This window comes from Nakamurella sp. (assembly GCF_044224575.1).
Lineage (GTDB): Bacteria > Actinomycetota > Actinomycetes > Mycobacteriales > Nakamurellaceae > Nakamurella.
In genome coordinates this window covers 343,690-355,298 of sequence record NZ_JBGAKE010000001.1, presented here as the reverse complement: position 1 = coordinate 355,298, position 11,609 = coordinate 343,690, and the positions used below count along the sequence as shown (strand labels likewise).

At 72.1% G+C, this 11,609-nt stretch carries 10 protein-coding genes; 8 read left to right on the top strand and 2 right to left on the bottom strand.

The genetic code is table 11. The annotated features are described in order from the left end of the window. Window positions 1-168: 168 nt before the first annotated feature. Entirely contained in the window at window positions 169-1,029 is an 861-nt protein-coding gene (locus ACILSK_RS01630) for a dienelactone hydrolase family protein (RefSeq protein WP_395725355.1), read from the bottom strand. 96 nt (window positions 1,030-1,125) lie between these two features. On the opposite strand from ACILSK_RS01630, the gene ACILSK_RS01625 reads away from it, so the two are divergent. Further along, window positions 1,126-2,778, top strand: coding sequence for an AAA family ATPase (locus ACILSK_RS01625; RefSeq protein WP_395725354.1), 1,653 nt, complete (start codon window positions 1,126-1,128; stop codon window positions 2,776-2,778). Window positions 2,779-2,917: 139 nt separating this feature from the next. Here ACILSK_RS01625 and ACILSK_RS01620 read toward each other — a convergent pair whose 3' ends face one another. Beyond that, the gene (locus ACILSK_RS01620; RefSeq protein WP_395725353.1) at window positions 2,918-3,595 is read right to left on the bottom strand and encodes a hypothetical protein; all 678 of its coding nucleotides are present in this window, start codon (window positions 3,593-3,595) and stop codon (window positions 2,918-2,920) included. A gap of 94 nt (window positions 3,596-3,689) precedes the next feature. Here ACILSK_RS01620 and ACILSK_RS01615 point away from each other — a divergent pair, with 94 nt between their 5' ends. The 7 genes from ACILSK_RS01615 to tsaE all read left to right on the top strand — a co-directional run bounded on the left by ACILSK_RS01615 (window position 3,690) and on the right by tsaE (window position 11,347). Then, complete coding sequence (locus ACILSK_RS01615) at window positions 3,690-4,451, top strand: DUF5995 family protein (protein ID WP_395725352.1); 762 nt, start codon at window positions 3,690-3,692, stop codon at window positions 4,449-4,451. A gap of 141 nt (window positions 4,452-4,592) precedes the next feature. Continuing rightward, the gene (gene glmS, locus ACILSK_RS01610; RefSeq protein ID WP_395725351.1) at window positions 4,593-6,473 is read left to right on the top strand and encodes a glutamine--fructose-6-phosphate transaminase (isomerizing); all 1,881 of its coding nucleotides are present in this window, start codon (window positions 4,593-4,595) and stop codon (window positions 6,471-6,473) included. Window positions 6,474-6,488: 15 nt separating this feature from the next. After that, window positions 6,489-6,881: a holo-ACP synthase gene (locus ACILSK_RS01605; RefSeq protein ID WP_395725486.1), complete on the top strand. Its 393-nt coding sequence runs from the start codon at window positions 6,489-6,491 to the stop codon at window positions 6,879-6,881. 14 nt (window positions 6,882-6,895) lie between these two features. Beyond that, complete coding sequence (locus ACILSK_RS01600; protein ID WP_395725350.1) at window positions 6,896-8,344, top strand: NAD(P)H-hydrate dehydratase; 1,449 nt, start codon at window positions 6,896-6,898, stop codon at window positions 8,342-8,344. 87 nt (window positions 8,345-8,431) lie between these two features. After that, complete coding sequence (alr, locus tag ACILSK_RS01595; RefSeq protein WP_395725349.1) at window positions 8,432-9,595, top strand: alanine racemase; 1,164 nt, start codon at window positions 8,432-8,434, stop codon at window positions 9,593-9,595. Between the two features lie 109 nt (window positions 9,596-9,704). Further along, a complete protein-coding gene (locus tag ACILSK_RS01590) occupies window positions 9,705-10,892 on the top strand; it encodes an alpha/beta fold hydrolase (RefSeq protein WP_395725348.1) in 1,188 nt (395 codons plus the stop codon). Continuing rightward, window positions 10,889-11,347 carry a tRNA (adenosine(37)-N6)-threonylcarbamoyltransferase complex ATPase subunit type 1 TsaE gene (tsaE, locus tag ACILSK_RS01585; RefSeq protein ID WP_395725347.1) on the top strand — a complete coding sequence of 153 codons (459 nt, stop codon included), beginning with the start codon at window positions 10,889-10,891 and terminating at the stop codon, window positions 11,345-11,347. Before ACILSK_RS01590 ends, tsaE begins: the two co-directional genes overlap by 4 nt. Window positions 11,348-11,609 lie beyond the last annotated feature (262 nt).

Sequence of the window (11,609 nt, the reverse complement as noted above, 5' to 3'; positions counted from 1 at the left end):
GTTCGCTGATCAAAGCCGCGTCTACGCGTCGCGTTTGTCCCGTTCGGCGCGGATTTGATCAGCGAAGCAGGTGGCCCGTCGCGGTGGGCTGATCGAAGCTGCGCTTCCGTGTCCGGTTCATCCGGCTCGGCGCGGGCTCGATCAGCGAAACAGGGAGCCTGGCGGCGGTCAGATCATCGCGGCGGTGGCCAGGTCGCCGGCGTCCAGCGGCGGGGTCAGATCCGGGTCGGCCGGGTCCAGGAGCGTGGTGCCGGCCACCTTGCTCTCCATCTGATCGGCCAGCTGCGGCGCGTCGGTGAGGTGCCGGATGAAGAATGCCGAGGCCAGGATGCGGGTGGCATGCTGGACCTTGGAGTCCGAGTCGGCGCCGAGGATGTTGTTCACGAAGCTCGTTCCCTCGGCCAGTCCGAGGTGACCGGAGCCCTTCACCCGGCGTAGCTGAGCCGGGCCCCCCCAGGACTGCGCGATGAGCGCGCCGTCCGATTCGGCCCAGTCGTCCTTCGCGCCGATCAAATGCAGGCTAGGGGCCTCGACCCGGCCGGCGGCCGCGACGGCCGACGGCTTGGTCTCCGCCGCGGTGACCGTGACCACCGCGCGGATCTGCTCGTCCTTGGCCGCGGCCAGCACCGCGGCGCCACCGCCGGTGGAGTGACCCAGCACGCCCAGCCGGCGCAAGTCGCCGCGGACCCGGCCGCCGCCGAGTTCGCCGTACGCGACCATCCGCAGGGCCCGGGACAGGTCCAACGCCAGGCCCTGATGCGAGGAGAACAGGCTCCGGTGGGTGTTCGGGGCGACGACGATGATGCCCCAGGACGCCAGGTACCGCATCGTGTCGGCGTACTTGTCGGCCGACTGCAGCCAGCCGTGGCCGAGCGCGACGATGGGCAGGCGCCGACCCGACGACGGGGTGAACACCAGCCCGGGCAGCCCGGCCGGGGCCAGGTCGCCCACGGCGACCCGGTGCGGACCCTTGTAGGTGAAGTATTCGAAGGTGGGTCGGTTGATCGTCGGCGGCGCCTGCTTGGCCATTCGCTCTCCCGTCCCGTGCGCGACGACCGACGCCGGCCGCCCTCGTACAGTAGCCGGTGCGCTACGCGCGCCAGGATCGAGCAGGGGAGCACACCGGTGGCCGACGACTTCGCGACGAATCTGCGGCGGCTGATCCGAGCCCGGTTCCCGCTGCTGTCCATCCGGACCGCCGAGGAGTCACGGGTGCTGGCCGAGATCGCCGCGGTGGTCGGCAACCGCACGCAGATCGCGCCGGCCCGGCAGGTGTTCGTCTGGTCCACCGCCAACGGGTTCGCGGCCCTGGGCCAGCCGGGCGGCCAGGACACCCGCACCCCGCATGCGGCGCTGACCGCAGCCGCCGCGTTGACCATGCCGAGCGTGGTGATCCTGCTCGACCTGCACCCCTGGCTGGGTTCCTCGTCGTCGCCGCCGGACACCCAGCTGGTGCGGCAGATCAAGGACACCGTCCGCTTCTACAAGGACGGCCCGGTGCCCCGGACGCTGATCATGATCTCGCCGACCCCGCAGATCCCGACCGACCTGGAATCCCTGGTCACCCTGCTGGACTTCCCGTTGCCGACCGAGGTCCAGATCCGTTCCACCCTGGACGGGATGATCGCCCGGAACACCGCGTCCGGGGCGCTGGCCGTCGCCCTCGGGACGGACGGGGTGGAGCGGATGGCCAAGGCCGCGCTCGGCCTGACCGCGTTCGAGGCGGAGAACGCGTTCGCCCGGGCGATGGTCGACGACGGCCGGCTCACCGACGACGACATCGGCCTGGTGCAGGAGGAGAAGCGGCAGATCGTCGCCAAGTCCGGCGTGCTCGAGGTGGTCCGGTCAACCGTGCGCCTGGACGACATCGGTGGGCTGGAGAACCTCAAGACCTGGCTGCGCAAGCGGGACGGCGCCTGGCTCGACGAGGCCGCCGCCTACGGCCTGCCCGCGCCGAAGGGCGTGCTGGTGACCGGGGTGCCGGGGTGCGGCAAGTCGATGACGGCCAAGGCGATGGCCTCGGCGTGGTCGCTGCCGTTGGTCCGGCTGGACATCGGCCGGGTGTTCGGTGGGCTGGTCGGCGCGTCCGAGCAGAACATGCGCACCGCGCTGCGCACCGCCGAGGCGATCGCCCCCTGCGTCATGTGGATCGACGAGATCGAGAAGGGCTTCGCCTCCGGTGCGTCCGGGCAGGGGGACAGCGGAACGTCGGCCCGGGTGTTCGGCACGTTCCTGAGCTGGATGCAGGAGAAGACTGCGGCCGTGTTCGTCATCGCGACGGCCAACCAGATCTCCCTGCTGCCCCCGGAGATGATGCGCAAGGGCCGGTTCGACGAGATCTTCTTCATCGACCTGCCCACCGATGCCGAGCGTCGGGTCATCTTCTCGCTCCACCTGACGGCTCGCCTGAAGGCCGGCCCGGCCTTGGGCTCGCTCGCGGTGGACCAGGCCCTGCTGGACCGGTTGGTCGGGGCGACCGAGGGATTCTCCGGCGCCGAGATCGAGCAGGTGGTGATAGCTGCCTGTTTCGACGCGTTCCACGAGCGGCGGGCGCTGACCCTGGACGATCTGCTGCACTCCATCGGGAACACGGTCCCGCTGTCGGTCACCCAGTCCGAGCAGATCGACGCGCTGCGGGCCTGGGCCGACGTCCGCGCCGTCGCCGCGTCCGCGCCGGAGGATCGGGCGGGTTACACCACCCCGGAGCCGGCCACCGCCCTGCTCGGGGTGCCGCCGGAATCGGTGCTGGCCCGCGGTGGGCGCCCGGTCGAGGCCTGACCCGGCATGCGCCCACCCCGAGTTGGTTTCCGCACCCCCACCCCGAGTTTGGTTTCCGCACCCCCACCCCGAGTTGATCATGGCGTTGTCTGCAGCTGCTTCGGCGTGTCGTCGGCGTGTCGCGCAGAGAACGCCATGATCAACTTGAAATGGGCCCGGCGGTCCCAGCGGGCCCGGCGGTCCCGGCTGGCCCGGCGGTCCGGGTTGCCTCGGCGCTGTGCCGGTCGACCGCGTCGCGCAACGCGCTGAACGAGGCGACCAGGAGCCGCCGTTCCCGGGCCAGCAACGGATCGTCGAGCGCGCATCCGGCGGCGACCCAGCGGTCCGAGACGTCCATGGCCTGCACTCGCAGCGCCGCGGCCGGCCGCACCGCGGACGCCGGCAGCCCGTAGACGTAGGCGTACAGCGCGGTGAGCGCATCGACCAGGTGTGCCTCGGTGACGCCGGTGTCGTGCTGGTGCTCCCGATGCACCCGCCACCACTGCACCTCGAGGACGGCCGCCCGGGCCGGGTCGAAGCCGCCCCAGCCGACCCGCACGACCAGCTCGTAGAAGCGCCGCATCGCCGCCCGCGCCCCGTCCGGATCGTTGGCCGGGAACGGCGCCCACAACTGGTTGGCCCGCAGCACATGCCACGCGCCGAGCACCGTTTGCCGCCACGGCAAGCCGAAGCCGGCCCGGACCATCGTCACCGCGGCCCGCAGGAACGGGACCCACTCCCGCCGGTAGTAGGCCGCCCAGGCGGCGCACTCGGCCCGACCGACGGCGACCGGGTCGAACGTGAGCGGGCCGGGCCGGGTTGTGCTCGCAACAGTCATCGAAGGCCTCCGGTACCGGTTTGTGGCAATTGTCACCGATGATTCGAGATGCGCCGATCCGCGGATGGCTCGACTCCGAAGAAGGGGCATGACCATGACGTTCGAACCCCCCGTCGCCGGTCCGCCGACCGGGCCGACCACCCGTCCCATCGCCGTCGTCCTCGACCGCATGCAGCAGGTCCTGGACGCCATCCCGGCCGAGCGGGCGCAGCGGCGGTTCTTCGCCGGCACCTACCTGCGGACCACCCGTGCCGTCGGCGACGCCGTCGACCAGGCCCGCTTCGAGGACCCGGACTGGGTTGAACGCTGGGACGCCGCGTTCGCCGACCTCTACCTGGACGCCGCGACGGCCGAGGCGACCGCGCCCCGCCCGTGGCGGCTGGCCTTTGCCGCGCCCGCCGGGTTGCCGCAGTTGCGGCACGTGCTGCTCGGCATCAACGCGCACATCAACTACGACCTGCCGCAGGCCCTGCTCGCAGTGATCAGCGACGCCGACTTCGCCGACCCGGTGCTGATGGCCCGGCGGCATCGCGATCATGAGCGGATCGACGGGATTCTGTCGGCCCGCGTCGGCCAGGAGGACAGCGAATTCGTCGACTGGACGTGGTTGGACCGGCTCATCCTGCCGCTGAACCACCGGGCCAGCCGGCGGTTCCTCGCCGAGTCGCGGCGCAAGGTCTGGCACAACACGGAGCAACTTCAGCTGGCCCGCCTGGCCGGTCCGGACGCCTACCGCCGGCGGCTCGCCGAGCTCGAGGTGCTGTCCGCGGCCAAGATCGCCGACCTGCTGGCCCCCGGGCAGGTCCTGCTACGGCTGGCCGTCAGCGGATTCGGCGTGAGCCTCCCGCCGGAGTGAGAGGTGCCGGCGTGACCGGGTGCGGGCTGGCTGCGGCCGGAGTGACGGCCGGGGAACCCGGAAGAGGGGTCCCGGTTGCCTGCGTGTGACAACCTCCGCGCCTGACGGGACGCTCCACGGTCAGCCGTTACCCTGGGCAGAATGTGCGGAATCGTCGGCTACACCGGTCCCCGTCAGGCGCTGCCGCTGGTCCTGGAGGGACTGCGCCGGCTGGAGTACCGCGGGTACGACTCGGCCGGGGTCGTCGTCCTGGACGATGCCGGGGACCGGGGTGGGCAGTCGGGTGTCTTCAACATTGCGAAGAAGGCCGGCCGGATCGGCAACCTGGACGCCTACATCGACACCGGCGAGGTGGCGCTGGCCGGGCAGACCGGGATGGGCCACACCCGATGGGCCACCCACGGCGGCCCGACCGACCGCAACGCGCATCCGCACACCGACATGCACCGCCGGGTCGCGGTCATCCACAACGGCATCATCGAGAACTTCGTGCCGTTGCGGGCCGAGCTGGAGGCGTCCGGCGTTGAGTTCAGCAGCGACACCGACACCGAGGTCGTCGCGCACCTGCTGTCCCGAACCATGGCCGACGGCCCGACCGCCGGCGACCTGCCGGCCAGCATGGCCGCCGTCTGCCGGGGCCTGGAGGGCGCCTTCACCCTGGTCGCGATGCATGTCGACGCCCCGGAGACGCTGGTCGCGGCCCGCCGTAACTCCCCGCTCGTGATCGGCATCGGCGAGGGGGAGATGTTCGTCGCCAGCGACGTGGCCGCGTTCATCGAGCACACCCGGCAGGCGGTCGAACTCGGCCAGGACCAGCTCGTGGTGATCACCCCCGCCGGCTACGAGGTCACCTCGTTCACCGGCGGGGAGGCCGACTTCCGGGAGTTCCACGTCGACTGGGACCTCTCGGCCGCGGAGAAGGGCGGCTTCCCGTTCTTCATGGACAAGGAGATCGAGGAACAACCGGCCGCCGTCGCGCAGACCCTGCTCGGCCACTTCGACGGCTCCGGCATCGTGCTGGATGAGCTGCGGTTGTCCGAGGACGACCTGCGCACGATCGACAAGGTCTTCGTCGTCGCCTGCGGCACGGCCTACCACTCCGGCCTGGTCGCCAAGTACGCCATCGAGCACTGGTGCCGGATCCCGGTCGAGGTGGAGGTGGCGTCCGAGTTCCGGTACCGCGACCCGGTGCTCGACCGGCAGACCCTGGTCGTCGCGGTCAGCCAGTCCGGCGAGACCGCCGACACCCTGGAGGCCGTCCGGCACGCCCGCCGGCAGAAGGCGCGGGTGCTGGCCGTCTGCAACACCAACGGCTCGCAGATCCCGCGCGAGTCCGACGCGGTCGTCTACATCCACGCCGGCCCCGAGATCGGCGTCGCCTCGACCAAGGCGTTCCTGGGCATGCTGACCGCGAACTACCTGGTCGGGCTGGCCCTGGCCCAGGCCCGCGGGACCAAGTACCGCGACGAGATCGCCCGCGAGTACGAGGAACTGACCAAGATCCCGGACGCCATCGCCACGACGCTGACGCTGATGGACCCCGTGCGCAAGCTCGCCCAGGAGATCGCCACGTCCAAGGCGATCCTGTTCCTGGGCCGGCACGTCGGCTACCCGGTGGCCCTGGAGGGTGCGCTCAAGCTCAAGGAACTGGCCTACATGCACGCCGAGGGCTTCGCCGCCGGCGAGCTCAAGCACGGGCCGATCGCGCTGATCGAGGAGGGGCTGCCGGTCGTCATCGTCACCCCCTCGCCGGTGACCGACCCGCTGCTGCACTCCAAGCTGCTGTCCAACATCCGGGAGATCCAGGCCCGCGGGGCGCGGACCATCGTGATCGCCGAGGAGGGTGACGACACCGTCGCCCCGTTCGCCGACTTCCTCGTCGAGCTGCCCCGGGTGCCCAACCTGTACCAGCCGCTGATCACCACCGTGCCGCTGCAGATCCTGGCCGCCGAGATCGCCCGGGCCAAGGGCTACGACCTGGACAAGCCGCGGAACCTGGCCAAGTCGGTCACCGTCGAGTAGGTGACCCTGCCGCAGCTGCCCACCGGGACGAATGTCGTCTCCGTGGGGATCGACGTCGTGGCGGTCGACCGGTTCGCGTCCGCGCTGGCGCGCACGCCGTCGCTCGGCCGGCGGTTGTTCCGCCCGGACGAAATGGTCTCGGCGACCGGACACCCGCGTGGACCGGCCTCGCTGGCCGCACGGTTCGCAGTGAAGGAGGCCGTCGCCAAGGCGCTCGGCGTGCCGTCCGGGATGGACTGGCACGACTGCCGGGTGGTCTCGGAGAACAGCGGCCGACCGGTGCTGCAGGTCAGCCGGACCGTGGCCGCCGCGGCCACCGCCCTGGGTATCACGCAGTGGCGCCTCTCGATTTCGCACGACGCCGGAATCGCGGCCGCCGTGGTGCTCGCCCTCGGCCCGTCCGGTTGACGGAGGATGAGCTGGTGATCGAGGCCTACACCGTCGAGCAGATCCGCGCCGTCGAGGCGCTCGCCCGCAGCCGCGACGGCGACGCGACCCTGATGCGCCGAGCGTCCTTCGCGGTGGCCGCCGAGGTGGCCGACCGGGTGCCGTTCCCACACCCGGGCCGGCGGGTCGTGCTGCTGGTCGGCGCCGGGAACAACGGTGGGGACGCCCTGTACGCCGGGGCCTTCCTGCGCCGGCGGGGGATGGCCGTCACCGCCGCGCTACTGAACCCGGCCACGTTGCACCCCGGGGGGCTGGCCGCGCTGCGGCGCGCCGGCGGTCGCGTCCTGGTGCACGACGACCCGGGTGTCGGGACGGCGATCAGGCACGCCGACGTCATCGTCGACGGGATCGTCGGGATCGGGGCGGCCCCGCCGCTGCGGGACGACGCGGCGCGGCTGGTCGGCGACGCCAACGCCACCGACGCGCTGCGGGTCGCGGTCGACCTGCCGAGCGGGATCGAACCGGACACCGGGCGGATCCGCGGCGTCGCCTTCCTCGCCGACGTCACGGTCACCTTCGGTGGCATCAAGGTAGGCCTGCTCATCGCCGACCAGCAGGCCGGGACGATCGTCAGTGTCCCGATCGGCATGGACATGACCGGACGGCCGGCCGAGGTGATCGCCATGACGGACGGCAGCCTGCAGCAGCTGCTGCCGCCCCCGGCGCCGGCCTCGGACAAGTACTCGGGCGGGCTCGTCGGCATCGTCGCCGGCTCGACCGGCTATCCGGGTGCCGCGGTGCTGTGCGCCGGCGGTGCTGTCCGCACCCGGCCGGGCATGGTCCGGTACGCCGGACCGCAGGCCGGGGCCGTGGTCGCCCGCTGGCCGGAGGTCGTCGCCGTCGACTCGCCCGCGGACGCCGGGAAGGTGCAGGCCTGGGTGATCGGGCCGGGTATGAGCACCGAGGGGCAGGCGATCACCCTGCTGCGCTGGGTGCTCGGCCAGGATGTGCCCGTACTCGTCGACGCCGACGGGCTGACCATCCTGGCCGGCATGCCGTCGCTGCTGCAGACCCGACGCCGGGCCGCCCAACCCACCGTGCTCACCCCGCACGACCGCGAGTTCGCGCGGCTGTTCCCGGACATCGAACTGGACGATCGGCTCGCCGCGGTGCGCCGGGCCGCGTGGGTCAGCGGGGCGACGGTGCTGCTCAAGGGCCACCGGACGCTGATCGCCGACCCCGGCGGGCAGGCGGCGGTCAACCTGTCCGGCTCGTCCTGGCTCGCGTCGGCGGGCACCGGGGACGTGCTGTCCGGGGTGATCGGATCGCTGCTGGCCGCCGGCCTGCCGCCGCTGCTGGCGGCGAGCGGCGGGGCCTTCCTGCACGGCCGGGCCGGGCAGCGGGCGCAGCGGACCGGCCGGTTCGGGGCGCACGAACTGTGGGACCACCTGCAGGTCGCGCCGTCCGGTTCGATCAGTGAATGACCGAATTGGTCCGCGCTGTGTGACCGGACACGAAGGCACACCGCCGATGGGGCCTCGTCGTGCCGGCAAACGTGATTCCCTTGAAGGATGAGCACTACCGCCACTGTCCCGACGGGCCGGCATGCCGGCACCCGGGTCGAGGCGGTGATCGACGTCGCCGCGATCACGGCGAACGTTCGAGTGCTCCTGATGCTCATGCGGCAACACAACCCGCTCGGCTCGCTCATGGCGGTCGTCAAGGCGGACGGCTACGGCCATGGCGGCGTTCAGGCGGCCCAGGCCGGCCTGAACGGCGGCGCCGCGCGCCTCGGGGTGGCCACCCCGGAGGAGGCGCTCGCCCTGCGGGACGCCGGCATCGATGCTCCCGTGCTCGCCTGGCTGTGGCCGCCCGGGCAGCCCGTCGCCGATGCCCTGGCCCGCGGGATCGAGCTGGGAGTGTCCAGCCTGGCCCAGCTCGATGCGGTCCTCGACCAGGCGGGCCCTGCGTTGCCCGGTATCCACGTCAAATTCGACACCGGACTCGGCCGCGGCGGCGTCGGACCACGCGAGGCGGCGGCGCTCCTGGACGCGGTGTCCGCGGCCCAGCGGGCGGGCCGGGTGCGGGTCGTCGGCCTGATGAGCCACCTGGCCAGCGCCGACGTCCCGGGCGACCCATCGGTGGGCGAGCAGATCGCCACCTACCGGCGGCTGCTCGCGGCGGCCGCTGAGCGGGGGATCAACCCGCAGCTGCGGCACCTGGCCAACACCGCCGGCCTGATCGACCACCCGGACAGCCGGTTCGATCTCGCCCGGGTGGGCATCGGCGGCTACGGGCTCAACCCGGTGGCCACGCGGGTCCCGCTGCGACCGGCGATGACCCTGCAGGCGACGGTCGCCCTGACCAAGCGGGTCAGCGCCGGTCAAGGTGTGTCCTACGGACTGACCTACCGCACCGAGGCGGAGACCACGCTCGCCCTCATTCCGCTCGGCTACGCGGACGGGATCCCGCGGGCCGCCGGCAACCGGGGCGAGATTCTCGTCGCCGGCCGGCGACGCCGGATCGCCGGGCGGGTGGCGATGGACCAGGTCGTCGTCGACTGCGGGGACGACCCGGTCACCGCCGGCGACCCGGCCGTCGTCTTCGGCCCCGGAGATGCCGGGGAGCCGACCGCCCGGGACTGGGCGGAGTACTGCACGACCATCGACTACGAGATCGTCACCCGGATCGGGCCGAGGGTGCCCCGACGCCATGTCGGAGGGGCACAACCATGAGCAGCATGGGCGGGCTGGATCGAGGCCGCCGAGCCGATCACCAACTTCGCCGGTCGGCGCCCGTCGCCGGGGCGACCCGGCCGGATCGGCGCCCCGGCATGGTGGCGACATGAGCACGGTCGGTCGGATCCTGGGCACCGCCGGGGTCGTCACCGGAGTCCTGGGCGCGGCCGCGTTCGGTGGCGTCACGGCGCAGCGGATGGCGGTGCGCAAGTACCAGGCCGCCCAGGCGGCGTTGCTGATCGAACCGGGCGCAGACCCCGGGTTCGAGGCCCTCGAGTCCGATCGGACGTACTCGGTGGACACCTGGGACGGGGTCGCGCTGCACGTCGAGGAGGTCGGTCCGCTGGACGCGTCCCTCACCGTGATCTTCGCGCACGGCTGGACGCTACGGCTCGGCTCCTGGCACTTCCAGCGGCTCGGTCTGGCCGGCCCGGGATTCGGCAACCAGGCCGAGGTCGACCCGTCGGCGCGCAAGGCCCGCCGGGTCGCGGCACCGCCCACCGCGCGGCTGGTCTTCTACGACCACCGATCGCACGGGAAGTCGACCCGAGCGCCCGAGGGCCACTCCACCATGGACTACCTGGCCTCCGATCTGCGGAGCGTCATCGACACCGCGGCGCCGACCGGGCCGGTCGTGCTCGTCGGCCATTCGATGGGCGGTATGGCGATCTTCACGCTGGCGGCCCAGGACCCGGACCTGTTCGCCGAGCGGATCGCCGGGGTCGGGCTGGTCTGTACCGGTGCCACCTACCTCAAGCCGTCGGAGCTCAGCAAGCTGCTGATCGCCGGCGGCAACCCGCTGGTCAAGGTGATCAAGGAGGTCGGCTCCCGGTACCCGGCAATCTTCGAACGTGGCCGGTCCAGTAACCGGGACGCGGTGTGGATGCTCACCCGCAGCCTTGGCTTTTCCCGGAAGGACGTGTCGGGGGCGCTGGTCGACTACCTGGACGAGATGGTCTCCACGACGCCGGTTGAGGTCATTGCCGAGTTCCTGCCGACCCTGTTCGCGCACGACCAGACCGCCTCGGTGCCCGCACTCGCCGGGATCCCGACGATGATCGTGGCCGGCGACCAGGATCGGATGACGCCGCTGGACCGCTCCGAACGGATTGCCGAGGTGCTGCCGGACGCGGAGATGATGGTCGCCGAGGGCTCGGGGCACATGACGATGATGGAAGACCCGGACCTGACCAACGAGGCGCTGCGCCGGCTGTTGCAGCGTGCCTCCGACGGAGCACGAGCGCGGGAAGGGGCCCGCGGGAAGAAGTCCCGCTGGTCACGGACGGGCCGATGATCGTTCTCGACACTCCCGCCGACACCCACGCACTCGGGGTGGCACTGGGTGGGCGGCTGCGGGCCGGTGATCTGGTGATCCTGACCGGGGCGTTGGGGGCCGGCAAGACGGCTCTGACCAAGGGCATCGCCGAGGGCATGGGGGTGACCGGCCTGGTCGCCTCACCCACCTTCGTGTTGGCCCGGGTGCACCACCCGGCCACGCCGGACGGGACCACCTTGGTGCACGTCGACGCCTACCGGCTCGGGGGTGCGCCGGAACTGGACGACCTCGATCTGGACACCGACCTGACCGCAGCGGCCGTGGTGATCGAGTGGGGCGATGGCATCGCCGAGCAGCTCGCCGACGACCGGCTGACCGTCGAACTGACGCGGCTGCCGGACGACCGCCGGACGGCCGTGCTGACCGGCGCGGGCGCCGGATGGGACCGTCGATTACGGGATCTGCTCGGCTGATCGCGCCCGGTCCGGGCGTGGGACCCTGGCCCGACTCGAAGACCGGCCCGACGATCGCCCCGGGCCGCCGGTCATCAACGACCCTGCGTCGGCCGGCCGCGGAGGAGGCGACGTGGACCGCCACCGGTCACCCGGGTGCGGGGGTGCGCACGGTGTGGGCCGGGCCGGGCCGGTTTCGAATACCGGGTCGAGTGGCTGCGCGGGGACCCCCACCCGGCCTGCCGGGCGGCGGGGGAATATCCGAGCGGAATCCCTGGTTGAT